We start from the raw sequence: 19,142 nt of genomic DNA, 5'->3' as shown, positions 1-19,142 counted from the left end.
TGTTAATTATTAAAAGAGAAACTTTTTCTTTTAATAAAATCAAAATGAGGAGAACCTATGAGTCCAGAAAAAGCTCAGGCTTATTGGAAAGAAAATATTTCAACAATCCTTAAACTACTTGTAGTTTGGTTTGTTGTTTCTTACGGTTGTGGTATTTTATTTATTAATGAATTAAATGCTATAGAAATCAGTGGTGTTAAACTAGGATTTTGGTTTGCACAACAAGGTGCAATATATGTGTTTGTTGCTCTTATTTTCGTTTATGTTAAATTAATGACTGGTATTGACGAAAAATACGGCGTTCACGAATAGGAGAGAAGAAATATGGAATTACAATCATTAATTTACCTATTCGTAGGTGTTTCATTCGCAGTTTACATTGGTATTGCTCTTTGGGCAAAAGCTGGTTCTACTAAGGATTTCTATGTAGCTGGTGGAGGGGTTCATCCAGTTGCAAATGGTATGGCAACTGCAGCGGATTGGATGTCAGCGGCATCTTTTATCTCACTTGCTGGTATCATTTCTTTTAAAGGATCTGATGGTGGTGCTTACCTAATGGGTTGGACAGGTGGATACGTTCTACTTGCTATGTTACTTGCTCCTTACTTAAGAAAGTTTGGTAAGTTTACGGTTCCTGATTTTGTTGGTGACAGATATTATTCTGATACTGCAAGACTTGTTGCTGTTATTGGTGTTATTTTCGTTTCGTTCACATATGTTGCTGGACAAATGAGAGGTGTTGGTATCGTTTTCTCAAGATTCTTACAAGTTGATGTTAATACTGGGGTGCTTATTGGTATGGGTATTGTATTCTTCTATTCAGTTCTTGGTGGTATGAAAGGTATTACATATACACAAGTTGCACAATATGTTGTTATGATTTTTGCATATATGATTCCTGCAATCTTTATTTCATTACAAGTTACTGATACATTCTTACCTCAATTAGGATTATTTGCAACTACTACTTTCGCATTTGATGATGGTGTTAGAGTTATTCCTGAAGGTACTTATCTATTACATGCACTTGATACTGCTGTAACAGATTTAGGATTTAGTGCATATACTCAACCAGGTAACTTATGGAATACATTTATGTTAACTACTGCGCTTATGCTTGGTACTGCTGGTTTACCACACGTTATTGTTAGATTCTTTACAGTACCTACTGTTAAAGATGCTAGAATATCTGCTGGTTGGGCATTAGTATTTATTGCTATTATGTATACAACTATTTCATCAGTTGCTGCATTCTCAAGAGTTAACTTAATCAAAAATGTTCAAAATGTTGAATATGAAGCATTTGTTAATGGTGAGATTGAAGGTAACAATGGTAGATGGTTTAAAACATGGGAAAATGGTGGACTATTAGCATGGACTGATAGAAATGGTGATGGTAAAATTCAATATGCTCCTGGTGCTGCATTTAGTGCTGCAAAAGGTAAACCAGCATTTGATGGAACTAAAACTGGTGAATATGGTGAAAGAGTTACTACGAATGGTAAACCTTTAGACAACACTGGAAAAATTGAAAATGAGTTATATGTTGATAGAGATATCATGGTACTTGCTAACCCTGAAATTGCAAACTTACCTAACTGGGTAATTGCATTCATCGCTGCTGGGGGTCTTGCTGCTGCATTATCAACTGCTGCTGGTTTATTATTAGTTATTGCTTCTGCAATTTCTCATGACTTAATGGGACAAGTAGTTTTCAAAGACCCAGAAACTGGAAAGTCTACAATGAATGAAAAAACTGAGCTTATGTGGGCTAGAATATCTGCGGTTGTTGCAATTTGTATCGCTGGATACCTAGGAATTAACCCTCCAGGTTTCGTTGCACAAGTTGTTGCTTTAGCATTTGGTATTGCTTCTGCTGCATTCTTCCCTACAATTATCCTTGGGGTATTTGATAAAAGAATGAATAAAGAAGGTGCTATTGTTGGTATCCTTACAGGTTTATTTGTAACTATTGGTTATGCAATTTACTTTATCTGGGGCGGTGGAACACCAGACCAATACTTCTTAGGTATTGCTCCTGCGAGTTTCGGTACAATTGGTACAATCCTACATGTTATTGTAGCATTGGTAGTGTCTAGAATGACTCCTCCACCACCACAAGAGATTCAAGATCTTGTTGAAAGAATTAGAATTCCTTCAGGTGCAGGTGACGCTGTAGATCACTAGTCTTTAATTTGACTAACTAAAAAGTATACCTTCGGGTATGCTTTTTTTTTACTTTTTTATACCTATTTTACCACTTATTTAAATAGCTATTAAAAAGTAAATTACTCTCAAAAAGGTTTTAAATGAGTTTAAGAGACCAAGAAACTTTCCTATCAAATATTCATCCCTTTGAAGTTTTAAATGACGAACAGATGCATCTTTGTATCAAAAATATGGATATTGCATATTATCCTAAAGATACTACAATATTAAGTCCAGACAAGAGCTCAACACACTATTTTATTATCATAAAAGGTACTGTCCATGAAATGACAGCTGAAGATGAAATGGTAATGGATTTTCACCAAGAAGATTCATTTGATGCCAACTCTTTAATTTATGGTGAGTGTAAAAATTATTTTGTAGTAAATGAAGATTTAATTTGTTATGAATTAGAAAAAAAAGCATTTCTTAGTTTAATTGAACAAAATAGTGAGTTTAAAGAGTTCTTCTTAAATAACTTGGTAAATAAACTACAAAATTTAAAAGAAAAAAAATATACCTCTGAACTCTCATCCTTTATGATTGCACGAGTAGATGATACTATTATGCATGATCCTTGTATTGTAAAATCAGGTACAAAATTAATTGATGCCATAGAAAAATCAATAGAGTTTAATACTTCTACCATAATTGTAGAGTATGATAATGGTTATGGAATTATTACTGATTCACTTTTAAAAATGAAAGTTCTTCTTGAAGGTCGGGATTTAACAATTCCAGTTGATGATATCGCAATTTTTCCACTTTTATCAGTAAATAAAGAGGACTATTTATTTGATGCTTTTTCTTTGTTAATTAAGAAAAATATCAAAAGAATTGGTGTTGTTGATAATGATAATAATATGATAGGAATACTTGAACAAATTGATATTTTATCACACTTTGCAAATCATACTTATGTAGTTGACTCCAAAATTAAAAAAGCTGGAAATATTATAGATTTGAAACAAGCAAGTATAGAACTAATAAATACAATAACAACACTTAATGCAAAAGGTGTAAAAGTTAATCACATATCCAATCTAATTGGACAGTTAAATACAAAAGTTTATAGAAAACTATATAGTTTAATAGTTCCAAAAGAGTTAATGAAAAATGCTTGTTTAGTAGTTATGGGAAGTGAAGGCCGTAACGAACAGATTGTTAAAACAGACCAAGATAATGCATTGATTGTTAGAGATGGTATTGATGTTGAACAATATAGACCTTATATGGAAGAAATCACTAAAACACTTATTGATTTTGGTTATCCTCCATGTGAAGGTAATATAATGGTTTCAAATCCATTTTGGTGTAAAAGTTTCCAAGCATATACAGATGAAACAAAAAAATGGATTGAAGCACCTGATATGCAAAACTATATGGATTTGGCAATATTTTTTGATTCTTTTGCCGTTGCTGGAGATAAAGAGTTATTAATCAAATTAAAAGATGACTTATTTAATAAACTTCATGACCAAGATGTTTTCATGGCATATTTTGCAAAAGCTACTTTGACATTTGATACACCAAATATTGTTGCAAACTTTATGACTAAAACACACTTTATTGATATTAAAAAAGCAGGTATATTCCCAGTTGTTCAAGGAATTAGAAGCTTAGCGTTAAGAGAAAAGATAAGAGAAACTACAACTGAAAAAAGAATAAAAATATTAGAGCAAAGAAAAGTTTTACCTACAGACTTAGCAAATGAATTATTAGAAGCTTTTGATATTTTGTGTACCTTAAGATTAAAGTCTCAATTAATAAAACTTAATGAAAATAAAAAAATAAATAATGAAATAGATACTCACTCTTTAGGTAAAATTGAGAGAGATTTACTAAAAGATAGTTTCAAAATTGTAGTTGACTTTAAAAAGTTTATTTCATATACATTCAAAACAGATAAGATTTCATAATGATAAAGAATTTTTTTAGGAATTTAAACAGAAAAAAGTTAAAAAATGAAGCATATCAATATCTTTTTGATGATGAGCCTAAAAATGAATATGTTTGTTTAGATTGTGAAACAACGGGACTAAATCCCAAAAAAGATGAAATATTATCAATTGGCGCTGTTTTAATTAAAGAGAATAAAATCTTGATGAGAAAAACCTTTAATATCTTTGTAAAACCATCAGATGAAATCTCTATAGAATCAATACTTATTCATAGAATTAGACCAATAGATTTACAAAATGCAATTGACCCAGAAGAGGCAATTTACCAATTATTGGAATTTATAGGCTCTAGAACAATTGTTGGTTATTATATAAAATTTGATATTGCCATGATATCAAAATATACAAAAAAATACATTGGAATAAAGCTTCCAAATGCCTCAATTGAGGTCTCTTCAATGTATTATCGTACAAAAAAAAGAAGAAGTGATTATGAATTTGTTGATTTAAAATTTGACACAATCATGAAAGAACTTGATATACCAATGTTAGGAAAACATGATGCACTAAATGATGCAATAATGACCTCAATGATATTTCTTAAATTAAAAGGTTTATCTCCTGCCCAATCAACTTTTTACACCTAATTTTCTTTATATATAAAAAAGTCACAAAACTTACAATATACTATTTTATGTAAATTTTATGTAACCTTATGTTACTTAATTTTTCTATACCATTAAATCAAGCTTAATTTTTTATTCTGATATTTTTTTATAATCCTACTTATGTATAATTCCACTGTATTTTAAATGCTATTTAAATGCTATGAATAGCAAATCAAAATATAATAGAAAGGACAACAATGAATGACGAATTAGTTCAAAAAATTCGGTCTAATCCGAAATATAAAGAATTAGTAAGCAAAAGAACTAGTTTTGCAGTAAAACTAGGAATTTTTGTATTAGCAATATTTTATACATACATATTAACTATTGCTTTTAACCCTACATTTTTAGGAACAAAACTAGGAGATGAGGGAGTTATGACTATTGCATTTCCTATTGCAGCGGGGATAATAATAGTGAGTTTTATTACAACTTTAATCTATGTAAGAAGAGCTAATGGTGAGTTTGAAGACTTAACAAATGCTATTAAAGATGATGTAAAGGATGAATTATAATGTTTAGAGTTTTAGCACTAATTTCAGTTTTTACAGTTGCTTTATTTGCAGCAGGAGATGCTACTTTTGAAGCTACAAAAAGAGATTTAAATATTCCTGCAATTATTATGTTTTTTATCTTTGTTGGAGCTACTTTAGGTATTACTTATTGGGCAGCTAAAAGAACAAAATCTGCAAGTGACTTTTATACAGCAGGTGGAGGAATTACTGGTTTCCAAAATGGTATGGCAATTGCTGGAGATTATATGTCAGCAGCATCTTTTCTTGGACTTTCAGGTTTAGTATATCTTAAAGGTTATGATGGACTTGTATATGCAGTTGGATTTTTAGTTGGTTGGCCTGTAATTTTATTCTTAATGGCTGAAAAATTAAGAAACTTAGGTAAATATACATTTGCTGATATTGCAGCTTATAGATTGGGTCAAAAAGAGATTAGAACACTAGCATCTTTAGGTTCACTTGCTGTTGTAACTTTATATCTTATCGCACAAATGGTTGGGTCTGGAAAGCTAATTCAAGTACTGTTTGGTCTTCCATATGAATATGCTGTTATACTTGTTGGTGTTATGATGATTGTTTATGTAACTTTTGGTGGTATGCTTGCAACTACATGGGTACAAATTATCAAAGCTGTTTTACTACTTTCAGGTGTAACATTTATGGCATTTATGGTACTAAGTCATTTTGGATTCTCTTTTGAAACACTTGCAGCAAAAGCTGTAGAATCACATACTCTAGGTCAAGATATTATGGCACCAGGTGGGTTTATTTCAGATCCTGTTTCTGCTATATCTTTAGGTATGGCACTTATGCTTGGTACTGCTGGATTACCTCATGTACTTATGAGATTCTTTACTGTTGGAAATGCAAAAGAAGCTAGAAAATCTGTTGTTTATGCAACTGGTTTTATTGGATATTTCTATTTAGTTATTGCAGTTATTGGTCTTGGTGCAATCGTATTCTTAAACTCTCCAGAAGGTGCTCAATACTTTACAGATGGAAAATTATTTGGTGGAAATAATATGGCTGCAATTCACTTATCACATGTGGTTGGTGGAAATGTATTCTTAGGATTTATTTCAGCTGTTGCATTTGCTACAATTTTAGCAGTTGTTTCTGGTCTTACGCTTGCAGGTGCAAGTGCTATTTCTCATGACCTTTATGCTTCTGTAATTAATCCAAACTGTACAGAAGAACAAGAAATGAAAGTTTCAAAAAGAGCTGTTATTACAATTGGTGTTGTTGGAGTTGTTCTAGGTATTGCATTTGAGCAACAAAATATTGCATTTATGGTTGGTCTTGCATTTGCAATTGCAGCATCTGCAAACTTCCCTATTCTATTTTTATCAATTTATTGGTCTAAATTAACTACAAGAGGAGCATTTATTGGTGGATTGATTGGTCTAATCACAGCAGTAGTTCTTGTAATAGTTGGTCCAATTGTTTGGGTACAAATTTTAGGAAATGCTGAAGCATTATTCCCTTATAAACACCCTGCACTATTCTCTGTGAGTGCTGCATTTATTGGTATATGGTTTTTCTCAATTACTGATAAAAGCCAACGTGCTAAAGATGAAACTAAAGCATTTGAAGCACAAAGTGTTAGAGCTGAAACTGGCTTTGGAGCTGATGGAGCTGTTGATCACTAAAGTACAATATGTACTAAAACTTTATACTAAAGAGATAAAATACTCTTTAGTATAAGATATGCTTATGTGGATTATAAATCACAAAATAAGCATATGTTCATTACTCTAAATAAATGTTACCATTCTACATCTTATATCTTTTTATACATAATTCTTACATAATTAAATAACACATTTTATTTCTATAAGTATAATTAATGCTACGTTAATGCTACGTATTAATTGAGATATGTTTTTACATACAAAAGGGGAAAAGCAATGAATGAAGAACTTGTAAAAAGGATTGAAGAGAATCCTAAATATCAAGAATTAGTAAACAAAAGGAAAAGTTTTAGTATAAAACTTGGAGTTTTTGTTTTAGTAATGTTTTATGCATATATTTTAACAATTGCATTTAATAAAGAGGTATTAGCAACAAAAATAGGAGATGGACTAACTACTGTTGCATTTCCAATAGCACTTGCTATTTTAATTATTAGTTTTATAAGCACATTGATTTATGTAAAAAGAGCAAATGGTGAATTTGAAGACTTAAATAATGAAATAAAAAATGATGTAAAGGATTTAATGTAATGTTTAAAATTATAGCACTATTATCAATATTTGCACTATCACTATTTGCAGCTGGAGATGCTACATTTGAGGCAACTAAAAGAGATTTAAATATTCCAGCAATTATTATGTTTTTTATTTTTATTCTTGGAACTTTAGGTATTACTTATTGGGCTGCACAAAAAACAAAATCTGCAAGTGATTTTTATACAGCAGGTGGGGGAATTACAGGTTTTCAAAATGGTTTAGCAATTGCAGGTGATTATATGTCTGCTGCAGCTTTTTTAGGGGTTTCGGGACTTATTTATCTAAAAGGTTATGATGGGGTTATTTATGCTGTATCATTTTTAGTAGGATGGCCAATTATTCTTTTCTTTATGGCTGAAAAACTTAGAAACTTAGGAAAATTTACCTTTGCAGATATTGCTGCTTATAGACTAGGACAAAAAGAGATTAGAACTCTTGCTGCATTTGGTTCTATTGCAGTTGTAATTTTATATTTAATTGCTCAAATGGTAGGTGCTGGTAAACTTATACAAGTTCTATTTGGTATGGAATATGAATATGCTGTATTTATGGTTGGAGCATTAATGATCGTATATGTAACTTTTGGTGGTATGTTAGCTACTACTTGGGTACAGATTATTAAAGCATGTTTACTTTTAACTGGTGTATCATTTATGGCAGTAATGGTTTTATATCACTTTGATTTTTCTTTTGAGTCTTTAGCTGTTAAAGCTACTGAAAATCACTCAGCTGGTGAGTCAATCTTAGCACCGGGTGGATTTATATCTGATCCTATAAGTGCTATTTCTTTAGGTATGGCACTTATGCTAGGAACAGCTGGTCTTCCACATGTTCTTATGAGATTCTTTACAGTTGGTAATGCTAAAGAAGCTAGAAAATCTGTTGTTTATGCAACTGGTTTTGTTGGATACTTTTGGATTATTATTACTATTGTTGGTTTTGGTGCAATTGCCTTTTTAAACTCAGCAGACGGTGCACAATATTTTGTTGATGGCAAACTATTTGGTGGAAATAATATGGCTTCAATTCACTTATCTCATATGCTTGGTGGAAATGCATTTTTAGGATTTATTTCAGCTGTTGCCTTTGCAACTATTTTAGCTGTTGTTTCAGGATTAACACTTGCAGGAGCATCTGCTATATCTCATGATATCTATGCAAATGTTATTAACCCAAATGCAAGTGATGAAAAAGTTGTTAAAATCTCTAAAATAACAGTTGTAATTGTAGGAATTGTTGGTGTAACTCTTGGGATTGCGTTTGAGCAACAAAATATTGCATATATGGTTGGATTGGCATTTGGTATTGCAGCATCTGCAAACTTCCCTATTTTATTCCTTTCTATTTATTGGAGAGGACTTACAACAAGAGGTGCGTTTGTTGGTGGGTTTATTGGTTTAATTACTGCGGTTACTCTTGTAATTGTAGGACCAATTGTTTGGGTACAAATTTTAGGAAATGCAGAGGCACTATTCCCATATAAACACCCTGCACTATTCTCAGTAACTACTGCATTTATTGCAATTTGGTTCTTCTCTAAAACAGACAATTCTCAAAGAGGTAAAGATGAAAAAGAGAAATTTAGAGCACAAAATATTAGAGCAAATACAGGTATTGGCTCTGCTGGTGCTGTTGAGCACTAATTTATTTATCAAAGAGGTTTCCTCTTTGATAGTAAAATATTTATAAATTTCCACTATTAATTTCAGTTTTTTATCATTATTCATATGTTAATCTAACTTATAAAATTAATAGTAAAGATTTAAAATGACAATTTTAGAACAAACAACTTTTATAAAATCAATTCATCCCTTTGAATCACTTTCAAAGCCTCAGTTAGAGGAGTTTGCAAACTCTTTAGATATTGTTTATTTCAAAAAAGATGAACTTATACAAAGGCAAGGTGAAAAACCTGAATTTTTGTATTTTATAATAAAAGGTTTGATTCAAGAAAAAATTGATGATGATGTTTTATCTATTTATTCAAAATGTGAATTTTTTGATACAATTTCACTTATTGAAAACTATTCAAAACATTCATTTGTAGCAGGACAAGAAAGTATCTGTTATGTATTACCAAGAGAACTTTTTATAAAAACACTACATGAAAGTCCTGACTTAGAAAGCTTCTTTTTTCAGTCAATTTCTCAAAAACTAAATGCAAATATCAGCAATGAAAAAAACAAAGAATTAGCAAATTTAATGGTTGCAAAAGTAAAAGATGCAAGAATTCATAAAGCTATTATTGTCCCATATGATACATCTATTTTTGAAGCTGTTAAAACCATAAAAAAAGAAAAAGTTCCTACACTTTTATTAGAAGATGACAAAGGAGAAATTCATATTGTAACTGACTCAGACTTTAGAGAAAAAGTTATCTTAAATCGTATGGATTTTGATGATATTGTGGGAAAAATCTCTAATAGTGGATTAAAATATGTAAATGAAAATGACTTCTTATTCAATGCACAACTTCTTATGTCAAAACATGGACTAAAAAGAATGGTAGTAAAAAATGATGAAGATAAAATTGTTGGAATAATTGATCAAATCTCTCTATCATCTTTTTTTGCGACTCACACATTTTCTGTTTCAAATGAAATTAATAATGCTGAAACAATTGAAGAGCTAAAAATAGCTTGTCATTCATTTATAAAAATTATAAAATCATTAAATGCAAAAGGTGTAAAAGTAGCCTTTATTTCAAAACTTATTAATCAACTAAATAGAAAAATCATGGATAAACTATTTAAAAAGCTTGCACCGGAGGGTTTAATAAATAAGTCATGTTTAGTTGTTATGGGAAGTGAAGGAAGAGGTGAACAAGTCTTAAAAACTGACCAAGACAATGCCTTAATTATTTCTGATGATTGTGAAGTAAGTGCTGAAGAAATTTTAGACTTTACTTCTAAGTATATTGAAACACTAGTTGATTTTGGATTCCCAAGATGTGAGGGAAATATTATGATTTCAAATCCATACTGGTGTAGAAAATTTTCAGATTTTAAAACACAAGTATATGAATGGATAACACAACCAAGTGGCGATAATTTCATGAACTTAGCGATTTTTTATGATGCTGTTAGTGTTAGTGGAAATAGAGAATTAATAGATGAATTAAAACAATATATATTTAAAATAGGTTCTACATCACAAAGTTTTTATATGCACTTTGCAAAGATTATCATGGAGTTTAACGTACCTTTAGGATTTTTTGATGGCTTTGTTTTTGACTCAAAAGAAGAAGAACATAAACACGAAATAGATATCAAAAAAGGCGGGATTTTTATTCTTGTTCAAGGTATTAGAGCACTATGTTTAGAACATAAAATCATGAGAACAAATACCTTAAGAAGAATAGAAGAGTTAGAAGAATTAGGTGAATTTAATAATGAATTTGCTTCAGAACTAAAAGAAGCTTTTAATTTCTTATCAACAATTAAACTAAAATCAAATTTAGCAAAATTAGATTCTGGAAAAGAAGTTGACAACTATATAAATCCTGAGAATTTAACTACTATGGAAAAAGATTTATTAAAAGATAGCTTTAAAATTGTTACAAAATTAAAGAAAAAACTAGAACACCACTATAAGTTAAATTATGTTTAATTTAATAAAAAATCATTTCAATAAAAAAAATCTAAAAGATGACAAATATCTCTATCTTTTTGATAAAAATTTAGATGATGAATTTGTATGTTTTGACTGTGAAACAACTGGATTAAACCCAATTGAAGATGATATTATATCAATAGGTGCTGTTATTATAAAAAATAATACCATACTATCTAGTAAAAAATTTGTTAAATTTATAAAACCAAAAACAAAACTGCAAGAAGAGGCAATAAAAGTACACCATATCAGAATTATGGACTTAGAAGATGCAGAAGATATAGATGATATGATTGAAGATTTTTTAGAATTCATTGGTAATAGAAAATTAGTTGGATACTTCTTAGAGTTTGATATTGCTATGATTAATAAATATCTTATACCCAAATTAGGTATTAAATTACCAAATAAAAGATATGAAGTTTCAGCTCTATATCATGACTGGAAAATAGAAAAAATACCACAAAGCAATATTGATTTGAGATTTGATGCAATAATGAGGGATTTGAATATTCCTGTTTTAGGTAAACATGATGCATATAACGATGCAGTAATGACTGCAATGATATTCTTAAAACTAAAAAACCAAGCAAAAGTAAAAATTTAAAAAAAGGTCAAATTATGTTAGTACTTGTATTAAATGCAGGAAGTTCTTCTTTAAAATATCAACTAATAAATGCTACAACAGCAGATGTAGTTGCTACTGGACTAGTTGAAAGAATTGGAATTGATGGTATTTTAAAACATGAAGTTAGTAAAAATAAAAAATTAACTTTTGAAATTGATATGCCAACGCACAAAGAAGCAATAGAACTTGTGCTAAAAACATTAACCGATTCTGAAACAAAAGTAATTAATTCTATAGATGCAATTGATGCTATTGGTCATAGAGTTGTACATGGGGGAGAGTTCTTCAATTCATCTACGATTGTTGATGAATGTGTTATTAAAAAAATAGAAAAATTAATACCCCTCGCACCTCTACATAACCCTGCAAATATCTTAGGCATGAAAATTTGTCATCAGCTTATGCCTGAAACTCCAAACGTAGCAGTTTTTGATACAGCATTTCATCAAACAATGCCTGAAGAAAACTTCCTTTATGCAGTACCCCATGAAGACTACACAGAACATCATTTAAGAAAATATGGATTTCATGGAACTAGCCACTATTATGTATCTCAAGAAGCAATTAGGCTACTTGGCAAAAAAAAGAGTTCTAAAATCATAGTTTGTCACTTAGGAAACGGCTCTTCAATTTGTGCAGTTAAAGATGGAAAGTCAATAAGTACATCAATGGGATTAACTCCACTTGAGGGTTTAGTAATGGGAACAAGAAGTGGAGATATAGATGCAGGAGTTATTCCTTATTTGATGGAAAAGAAAAATATGGATGGACATCAAATAATTGATTATCTAAATAAAAAATCAGGTATATTAGGTCTTTCTGGAATAAGTTCTGATTTAAGGGAGATAATTAAAGCATCCGAAGAAGGAGATCAAAGAGCAAGCGTTACTATTGAATTAATATGTAATAGAATTAAAAAATATCTTTGTGCTTATGCTGGATTATTAGGTGGAGTTGATGCGGTTTGTTTTACAGCTGGTATTGGTGAAAATTCTGACTTGATAAGAGAAAAAGTGTGTAATGGCCTAGATTTTATGGGTATTGAACTTGATAAAAATAAAAATAAAATTAGAGCTGGTGAAAACACAGAGATAAATAAATCTACATCTAAAACAAAAATCTATGTAATACCTACAAATGAAGAGTTCGTAATAGCTCAAGATACATACAAATTAGTAAAGGGGAACTAAACCTTTACTTCAAATATTTTTTAGGTGTAGTTTTATAATACTTTTTATAAGCCCTAAAAAATGAACTTGATTCACTATAACCTAAGAAAAAAGCAATACTAGAAAAATCCATTTTAGTATTTTTTATATAATGGTTGGCAAGCTGCATCCTAACACTTAGAAGTGCATCTCTAAATTTTTTATTCTCATCTTTTAAGTGATATTGTAAAGTTCTACAACTAATACCAAATCTATTGGCAATAAACTCAATTGTGATTTCATTTTCTCCTATAGTTTTTAAAATCTCTCTTTTAACTTTAGAGTACCAAGATGTTATTTTCATATCTTCTAATATTCTATTTGCTTGTACTTCAAAATATTCTAGCATCATAGGATTAGAGTTATTTACACTTATATTTAATTTTTCTGTCTCAAAGAATATAGCATTTTCACTTTTTCCTAAAATAATGTTTTCACCAAAAATTCTTTCATACTCATCTTTATTGGAAATTGAATTAATAGAAAAATATGTTAAGTTGGGAACTATAGTTTTACCAATAATTTGATTTAATATTGTCAAAACTGCACTTAAATGTACTTCTGCATGATAACTTGGCACTGGAATCATAGGATTTTCATTTATATAGATTGCTATTTTGTAGTATTTTTCATTTTTTGTTAAATAAAACTTAATAAATCCACTAATCAAATTTTGATAATAATCAAACTTCTCAATTACCTCTTTTAAATTATTTGCATTAACATCAAATATCCTAAAACCCCTAGGCAATGATATGTAATTGAGTTACCAATTCTCAAGGCTAAGGTATAATCACCACTTTTTTCCATACAAAATTTAAAAATCTCTGATAATTTTGCACTATCAATCTGACTATCTTGTTTTAACAAAACATCTTTTGATAAATCAGCATACTTTAGCATCTCACCAATTGAAATTGAACTATTTTTTTCCAAAGCTTTCAAAACAAAATGAAATGTAACAGAAGATATTTTTGCCATAAAATCTCACTTTTCGTAAAATGTCAATAATTTTTCACATTATAGCATATTAAGATATACTTTTAATTGTATAATTTTTAAACAGTTTAAGGAGAATAAATGTCTAAGTTTGAAATAAGAGTTGATGAAAGTTATGTAAGCTTTAAAAATATCAATTGCTTTGAAAATGCCTGCGAAGTTATTGATAATATGTTAAGAGTACTGGAAAACCCAAAAAATATGAATATCTATTGGAAAAAAATAATACCTATGATTCCACAAGCTTATTATGATAGAGATCCAAAATCAGATACTAAAGAAGAACTATTGTATTTAGTTTGTTCAAATAGTTTTTACCTAATAGAATTATTTGAAAAAGCAGAAGATGAACAAGCAATTAATGCCTTAGAAAAATGTGAACAAGAGTGTTGTTAAATTAAAGATTCTTGTTCAAAAAAATAGTTCAATAAATAAAAATCCCTCCAAATTTATTACAATTTTTCACAATTCTACATTTTTGTAAAAAATATGTATTAATTATGTATCCTTTCGTAATATATACTATAAAATTAATTGATAAAATTTAACTTATATTTAGGTTGCTATTCTTATGCTACCCTTCTAAAATATAATTTAAGTTCAAATAAACAAGAAAGGGTTAATTCTATGGGTTTAATTGATAGTATTAAATCAAAAGCAAAAGAAGAATTAAGAAATATAGTTCTTCCAGAGGCTGAAGATGAAAGAGTTTTAAAAGCAGCAGAGCAAGTTTTAAAAGATAAAACTGCAAATGTTATCTTAATTGGGAACGAAGATAAAGTAAATGCTGATGCTAAAGCATGTGGAGCAAATATTGAGGGAGCTACAATAATTGATCCAAAAACTTTTGATGGAATTGAAAATTATGTTGAAGAATTAGTTCAACTTAGAAAATCAAAAGGTCTAACAAAAAAAGAAGCTACTGAAATCATGACAACAGAGCCAAGGTTTTTTGGTTGTATGATGGTAAGACTTGGTGATGCTGATGGTTTAGTTGCGGGATCTAGTTCTCCAACTGCAGATGTATTAAGAGCTGCTATTCAAGTTATTAAAACAGCACCAGGAATAAACACAGTTTCTTCTACATTCATCATGGAAACAGCAGATGGTAAATTTGGAGATAATGGTCTTATTTTATTTGCAGATTGTGCTGTAAATCCAGAGCCAAATGCAGAACAACTAGCTGATATTGCAGCAGCAACAGCAGCAACTGCAAAAAGTGTAGTTGGATTAGATCCAAGAGTTGCTATGTTATCTTTTTCTACAAAAGGAAGTGCAAAACACCCATTAGTAGATAAAGTTCAATATGCTTGTGGTATCTTAGAAGATAGAAATGTTGATTTCTCTTTTGATGGTGAAATGCAAGCAGATGCAGCAATTGTTGAAGCAATTGGAGCTTCTAAAGCACCAGGTTCAGTAGTAGCTGGTAAGGCTAATGTTTTAGTATTCCCTGATTTACAATCTGGAAATATTGGATACAAATTAGTACAAAGATTTGCAGGAGCTGCAGCTCATGGACCAATCGTTCAAGGTTTAAATAAGCCAGTAAACGATTTATCAAGAGGGTGTTCTGTTGAAGATATCTCAAATTTAGTAGCTATTACAGCAACTCAAGTAGTAAAATAATTAAAAAAACAAGGGAGTTTTATTTATGTTAGTATTCATTTTAAATGCAGGAAGTTCGTCGTTAAAGTATCAGTTAATGAACCCAATTATCAAAAAGGTTTTCGCATCAGGTATTTGTGAAAGAATTGGGATTGATGGAGTTTTAAAACATGAATTTGGTGAGGATAAAGAGCTAAAACTAGATATCTCTATGCCAACACACAAAGAGGCTATTGAAGCTGTATTATCTACTTTAACTTCAGGTGAAGGTAAAGTTATTGATTCTATTAATGATATTGATGCTATTGGACACAGAGCTGTTCATGGTGGAGAAGAATTTTCTGGTTCAGTAATGGTAACTGAAAGAGTAATTGAAACTATGAAAAAACTTATTCCACTTGCTCCACTACATAACCCAGCAAATATCCTTGGTATGGAAATTTGTCAAGAGTTAATGCCAGGTAAACCAAATGTTGCAGTATTTGATACAGCATTCCACCAAACTATGCCTGATTATGCTTATATGTACGCATTACCATATGACCAATATAGCAAACATGGTATTAGAAAATATGGTTTCCATGGAACAAGCCACTACTTCGTATCAAATGAAGCTAGACAAATGTTAGACAAAAAACATAACACAAGAATTATTGTATGTCACTTAGGAAATGGTTCTTCTGTTTCTGCTGTACTAGACGGTAAATGTATTGATACATCTATGGGTCTTACTCCTGTTCAAGGTCTTATGATGGGAACAAGAGCTGGTGATGTTGGAGCTGGTGCTTTACAATACATGATGAGCCAAGAAGGTATGAGTATTGATGATGCTTTAAATGTAATGAATAAAAAATCAGGTATCTTAGGAATCTCTGGAAAATCTTCAGACTTAAGAGAAGTACTTGATGGTATGACTAGCGGTGATGAAAGATGTAGATTAGCAGTTGATATGGTTGCTTATAACATCAAAAAATATGTTGGTGCATATGTTGCATCTTTAGATGGTATAGATGCATTATGTTTCACAGGTGGTATTGGTGAAAATGCTGCACTTATTAGAGAAAAAGTTTGTGCAGGACTTGATTCTATGGGATTAGTATTGGACCCAGTTAAAAACAACAAAAGACAAAAAGTTGCAAGAGATATCGCAACAAATGGTTCTGCTTCAAGAATCTTTGTAATTCCTACAAATGAAGAGTATGTAATTGCAAATGATACATTCAAAGTAGTTACTGAATCTAAATAATTATTTAGAGTTAAACAAAAAAGGGTAAGAATTTAAATTCTTACCCTTTTTTTATGCTTTATTTTAACTAACTATCCAAACAAATTTAGAATTTAAACTATAAAATAAATCAAGGCAGAGAGATAAATTTAGGAAGGAGCATACAAGTAGTATGTGACTGAGTAAATTTAGTTCTCTAACGCCGAGTTATGAAATAGGTTAAAGAACTAAATTTGTTTAGTAAGCTTTTAAACCGTCATAGAACTTTAATGAAAAGTTAGTAACTGCTTCATTGATAATCTTATCAATAAACCTATCAAATTTATCCTCTTTTGTCCAAATAGGATTTTTCACTTTTGATATTTTATATAGTTCTTCTTGAGCAATACTTATAGTTCCTACCTCATCAACTAGACCTACTTTTTTAGCTTGTCTTGAAGTGAAAATATGCGCATTTGCAAAAGTTTCATGGTTTTCTTTTTTTAGTTTTCTTGCACTTGAAACATCTGTTATAAACATATCATAAGTGTCAGAGATAACAGACTCTAGCTCTTCTTTTTCATAAGTATTCCACTCTCTTGTAAAAGTTCCTGATTCTTTATATTTTCCAGCTTTTATTGTCTGTGTTGAAACACCTATTTTTTTCATAAGTTCTTCTACATTTGCCCCTTGAAAGATAACTCCAATAGAGCCTATCATACTTCCTGGATTTGCAATAATTTTATTGGCCCAAATAGAAGCATAATAACTCCCACTTGCCATTACACCACTTGCATATGCAATTACTGGCTTAACAGTTTGTAACTCTTTTATAGCATAAGCTACTTCAACTGAAGGTGCAACTGAACCACCAGGAGAATTTACAACAAATAAAACACCTTTAATATTTGCATTTGTTTTGGCTGCTTGTATCTCTTCTAAAACTTTATCTACTTTTAAAATTGGACCTTGTAACTCTATTTTTTGTAAATTTGCACTCTCTTCTATAGATGTTAAACTTGAATCACTATTTGAACTTACTATAAAGTAAATAATAGTTAAAAAAACTACTGTCTTAAAATATTTTGTTATAAAATCTAAAATAGCAATTATTGGTGCAAAAATAATTCTAAAAAAATTAAACATATTGTTCTCCATTTATATAAACTCTTGATACTTCTTTTGTATGTAAAATAACTTGAGTACAAAGCTCTTTTTCATTTTTAAGCTCATCTGGAAGTTTACATACGATTATATCAGCATCATAATCTTTTTTTATTCTACCCTTATTTAGCCCTAAAGCCTTAGCTCCATTTGTAGTTGCTGCTTTTATTAAGTCTTGTGCCAAATCATTTATATTTAAATTTGTATGTATCATCATGGCATTTCTTAGTTCATCAAACATTTGTAAAGAGTTATTTGAACTTAAGCCATCTGTTCCAATAGAATAATCCACATCTATTAGTTTTTCTATTTCAAGTCTTTTATTATTTAAGACTCTATTTGAAGTAGGACAGTGATTAATAACAGCATCTAATTCTTTGATTTTTTGCAAATCATTATCACTAGCCTCTACACAGTGAGTAAAAGATAAGTTTTTTATTCCTGAAAATTGTTGTAAAAACTCCATAGGTCTTGTTACACTTTTTTCTTGTCCTAAAAAGTTTTTAAAAAACTCTAAAAATTTTCCTTCATCTTTATGTAGCCATTCAAACTCTTCACTTGATTCTAAAAAGTGTGTACTCACACTTAAATTTTCCTCTTTTGCTACTCTTACTGCTTCTCTTACTAAAAAAGGATGCACAGAATAAGGAGAGTGTATTGCAATTGCAGGAATAAAACTTTTACTAGCATTATTTTTTACACTATTTAACCTTGCTTTAAAATCACTAAATAGTGTATCTATCATATCTGATTTACTTCCAATTACTTCTGAGAATAAAACAGTATTTATAGGACTATTTTTACAAGCTTCTATTTCAAAGCCATAAGAGCTTATTGCTCCTATTGAGGTAGTTCCACCATGTAACATTTCATTTAGTTTTTCACTTATAAGCTTTGTACTACTTTTTTCTACCAAAGCTTCTCTATTTACTATAACAGAGTTTAACCATAACATAAAATTACCATAAGATAGAGTTGTACTATTTGAAGAAAATTCTAAGTGTACATGTGAGTTTATAAGTCCAGGCATTAAAACTGAGTTTTCACCTAAGTCTTCTATTTCTATGTCTTTATATTTAGCTTTTAAAGACTCTATTGTTCCAAAATCTTTTATTTTATCATCGAAAAAAATAGCACCATCTTTTATGATAGTACTATTTTCATCAACACATATAAGCCATGAGGCTTTTAAAAGTTTCATA

At 30.0% G+C, this 19,142-nt stretch carries 18 protein-coding genes; 14 read left to right on the top strand and 4 right to left on the bottom strand.

All coding sequences use genetic code 11. The features are described 5' to 3' along the window. Window positions 1-57 precede the first annotated feature (57 nt). The 11 genes from ACNI28_RS09935 (at window position 58) to ACNI28_RS09885 (ending at window position 12,950) form a co-directional block, all read left to right on the top strand. A complete protein-coding gene (locus ACNI28_RS09935) occupies window positions 58-312 on the top strand; it encodes a DUF4212 domain-containing protein (protein ID WP_419764101.1) in 255 nt (84 codons plus the stop codon). 12 nt (window positions 313-324) lie between these two features. Then, window positions 325-2,187: a sodium:solute symporter family protein gene (locus ACNI28_RS09930; RefSeq protein ID WP_419764100.1), complete on the top strand. Its 1,863-nt coding sequence runs from the start codon at window positions 325-327 to the stop codon at window positions 2,185-2,187. A 122-nt stretch (window positions 2,188-2,309) separates the two neighbouring features. Continuing rightward, the gene (locus tag ACNI28_RS09925) at window positions 2,310-4,127 is read left to right on the top strand and encodes a DUF294 nucleotidyltransferase-like domain-containing protein (protein ID WP_419764099.1); all 1,818 of its coding nucleotides are present in this window, start codon (window positions 2,310-2,312) and stop codon (window positions 4,125-4,127) included. Then, window positions 4,127-4,756 (top strand): 3'-5' exonuclease, encoded by a 630-nt coding sequence (locus ACNI28_RS09920; RefSeq protein WP_419764098.1) that lies wholly within the window; start codon window positions 4,127-4,129, stop codon window positions 4,754-4,756. The genes ACNI28_RS09925 and ACNI28_RS09920 overlap by 1 nt, the downstream gene beginning before the upstream one ends. 218 nt (window positions 4,757-4,974) lie before the next feature. Further along, window positions 4,975-5,292, top strand: a complete 318-nt coding sequence (locus ACNI28_RS09915) for a DUF485 domain-containing protein (RefSeq protein WP_419764097.1) — start codon at window positions 4,975-4,977, stop codon at window positions 5,290-5,292. After that, complete coding sequence (locus tag ACNI28_RS09910) at window positions 5,292-6,941, top strand: cation acetate symporter (RefSeq protein ID WP_419764096.1); 1,650 nt, start codon at window positions 5,292-5,294, stop codon at window positions 6,939-6,941. The genes ACNI28_RS09915 and ACNI28_RS09910 overlap by 1 nt, the downstream gene beginning before the upstream one ends. A gap of 258 nt (window positions 6,942-7,199) precedes the next feature. Next, on the top strand, window positions 7,200-7,514 hold the full coding sequence (locus tag ACNI28_RS09905; RefSeq protein WP_419764095.1) for a DUF485 domain-containing protein: 315 nt from the start codon (window positions 7,200-7,202) through the stop codon (window positions 7,512-7,514). Continuing rightward, window positions 7,514-9,163: a cation acetate symporter gene (locus ACNI28_RS09900; RefSeq protein WP_419764094.1), complete on the top strand. Its 1,650-nt coding sequence runs from the start codon at window positions 7,514-7,516 to the stop codon at window positions 9,161-9,163. The genes ACNI28_RS09905 and ACNI28_RS09900 overlap by 1 nt, the downstream gene beginning before the upstream one ends. A 124-nt stretch (window positions 9,164-9,287) precedes the next feature. Continuing rightward, window positions 9,288-11,129, top strand: a complete 1,842-nt coding sequence (locus ACNI28_RS09895; protein ID WP_419764093.1) for a putative nucleotidyltransferase substrate binding domain-containing protein — start codon at window positions 9,288-9,290, stop codon at window positions 11,127-11,129. Then, entirely contained in the window at window positions 11,122-11,739 is a 618-nt protein-coding gene (locus ACNI28_RS09890) for a 3'-5' exonuclease (RefSeq protein ID WP_419764092.1), read from the top strand. Before ACNI28_RS09895 ends, ACNI28_RS09890 begins: the two co-directional genes overlap by 8 nt. Before the next feature lie 14 nt (window positions 11,740-11,753). After that, window positions 11,754-12,950: an acetate/propionate family kinase gene (locus ACNI28_RS09885; protein ID WP_419764091.1), complete on the top strand. Its 1,197-nt coding sequence runs from the start codon at window positions 11,754-11,756 to the stop codon at window positions 12,948-12,950. A gap of 4 nt (window positions 12,951-12,954) precedes the next feature. Here ACNI28_RS09885 and ACNI28_RS09880 read toward each other — a convergent pair whose 3' ends face one another. Next, window positions 12,955-13,719: a helix-turn-helix domain-containing protein gene (locus ACNI28_RS09880; RefSeq protein WP_419764090.1), complete on the bottom strand. Its 765-nt coding sequence runs from the start codon at window positions 13,717-13,719 to the stop codon at window positions 12,955-12,957. Continuing rightward, a complete protein-coding gene (locus ACNI28_RS09875) occupies window positions 13,674-13,949 on the bottom strand; it encodes a hypothetical protein (protein ID WP_419764089.1) in 276 nt (91 codons plus the stop codon). The genes ACNI28_RS09880 and ACNI28_RS09875 overlap by 46 nt, the downstream gene beginning before the upstream one ends. A gap of 99 nt (window positions 13,950-14,048) precedes the next feature. On the opposite strand from ACNI28_RS09875, the gene cowN reads away from it, so the two are divergent. The 3 genes from cowN to ACNI28_RS09860 all read left to right on the top strand — a co-directional run bounded on the left by cowN (window position 14,049) and on the right by ACNI28_RS09860 (window position 16,818). Continuing rightward, complete coding sequence (gene cowN, locus ACNI28_RS09870; RefSeq protein ID WP_419764088.1) at window positions 14,049-14,363, top strand: N(2)-fixation sustaining protein CowN; 315 nt, start codon at window positions 14,049-14,051, stop codon at window positions 14,361-14,363. A 231-nt stretch (window positions 14,364-14,594) separates the two neighbouring features. Continuing rightward, complete coding sequence (gene pta / locus ACNI28_RS09865; protein ID WP_419764087.1) at window positions 14,595-15,593, top strand: phosphate acetyltransferase; 999 nt, start codon at window positions 14,595-14,597, stop codon at window positions 15,591-15,593. Between the two features lie 25 nt (window positions 15,594-15,618). Next, complete coding sequence (locus tag ACNI28_RS09860; protein ID WP_419764086.1) at window positions 15,619-16,818, top strand: acetate/propionate family kinase; 1,200 nt, start codon at window positions 15,619-15,621, stop codon at window positions 16,816-16,818. Window positions 16,819-17,034: 216 nt separating this feature from the next. Here the strand turns inward: ACNI28_RS09860 and sppA are convergent, their stop codons facing one another. Both sppA and mqnF read right to left on the bottom strand, forming a co-directional pair. Continuing rightward, window positions 17,035-17,922 (bottom strand): signal peptide peptidase SppA, encoded by an 888-nt coding sequence (gene sppA / locus ACNI28_RS09855; RefSeq protein ID WP_419764085.1) that lies wholly within the window; start codon window positions 17,920-17,922, stop codon window positions 17,035-17,037. After that, window positions 17,915-19,141, bottom strand: coding sequence for an aminofutalosine deaminase family hydrolase (mqnF, locus tag ACNI28_RS09850; RefSeq protein ID WP_419764084.1), 1,227 nt, complete (start codon window positions 19,139-19,141; stop codon window positions 17,915-17,917). The genes sppA and mqnF overlap by 8 nt, the downstream gene beginning before the upstream one ends. Window position 19,142: the final 1 nt, after the last annotated feature.

The sequence above is a fragment of the Arcobacter denitrificans (SeqCode) genome (genome assembly GCF_048571185.1).
GTDB classification, from domain to species: domain Bacteria; phylum Campylobacterota; class Campylobacteria; order Campylobacterales; family Arcobacteraceae; genus Arcobacter; species Arcobacter denitrificans.
The sequence above is the reverse complement of the archived record's forward strand: the minus strand, read 5'-3'. Positions and strand labels throughout refer to the sequence as shown.

What these genes read in the sequence shown, in the direction of transcription:
- ACNI28_RS09935 (WP_419764101.1), top strand. Translation starts at nt 58, where the DNA reads ATGAGTCCAGAAAAAGCTCAGGCTTATTGGAAAGAAAATATTTCAACA.
- ACNI28_RS09930 (WP_419764100.1), top strand. Translation starts at nt 325, where the DNA reads ATGGAATTACAATCATTAATTTACCTATTCGTAGGTGTTTCATTCGCA.
- ACNI28_RS09925 (WP_419764099.1), top strand. Translation starts at nt 2,310, where the DNA reads ATGAGTTTAAGAGACCAAGAAACTTTCCTATCAAATATTCATCCCTTT.
- ACNI28_RS09920 (WP_419764098.1), top strand. Translation starts at nt 4,127, where the DNA reads ATGATAAAGAATTTTTTTAGGAATTTAAACAGAAAAAAGTTAAAAAAT.
- ACNI28_RS09915 (WP_419764097.1), top strand. Translation starts at nt 4,975, where the DNA reads ATGAATGACGAATTAGTTCAAAAAATTCGGTCTAATCCGAAATATAAA.
- ACNI28_RS09910 (WP_419764096.1), top strand. Translation starts at nt 5,292, where the DNA reads ATGTTTAGAGTTTTAGCACTAATTTCAGTTTTTACAGTTGCTTTATTT.
- ACNI28_RS09905 (WP_419764095.1), top strand. Translation starts at nt 7,200, where the DNA reads ATGAATGAAGAACTTGTAAAAAGGATTGAAGAGAATCCTAAATATCAA.
- ACNI28_RS09900 (WP_419764094.1), top strand. Translation starts at nt 7,514, where the DNA reads ATGTTTAAAATTATAGCACTATTATCAATATTTGCACTATCACTATTT.
- ACNI28_RS09895 (WP_419764093.1), top strand. Translation starts at nt 9,288, where the DNA reads ATGACAATTTTAGAACAAACAACTTTTATAAAATCAATTCATCCCTTT.
- ACNI28_RS09890 (WP_419764092.1), top strand. Translation starts at nt 11,122, where the DNA reads ATGTTTAATTTAATAAAAAATCATTTCAATAAAAAAAATCTAAAAGAT.
- ACNI28_RS09885 (WP_419764091.1), top strand. Translation starts at nt 11,754, where the DNA reads ATGTTAGTACTTGTATTAAATGCAGGAAGTTCTTCTTTAAAATATCAA.
- ACNI28_RS09875 (WP_419764089.1), bottom strand. Translation starts at nt 13,949, where the DNA reads ATGGCAAAAATATCTTCTGTTACATTTCATTTTGTTTTGAAAGCTTTG.
- cowN (WP_419764088.1), top strand. Translation starts at nt 14,049, where the DNA reads ATGTCTAAGTTTGAAATAAGAGTTGATGAAAGTTATGTAAGCTTTAAA.
- pta (WP_419764087.1), top strand. Translation starts at nt 14,595, where the DNA reads ATGGGTTTAATTGATAGTATTAAATCAAAAGCAAAAGAAGAATTAAGA.
- ACNI28_RS09860 (WP_419764086.1), top strand. Translation starts at nt 15,619, where the DNA reads ATGTTAGTATTCATTTTAAATGCAGGAAGTTCGTCGTTAAAGTATCAG.
- sppA (WP_419764085.1), bottom strand. Translation starts at nt 17,922, where the DNA reads ATGTTTAATTTTTTTAGAATTATTTTTGCACCAATAATTGCTATTTTA.
- mqnF (WP_419764084.1), bottom strand. Translation starts at nt 19,141, where the DNA reads ATGAAACTTTTAAAAGCCTCATGGCTTATATGTGTTGATGAAAATAGT.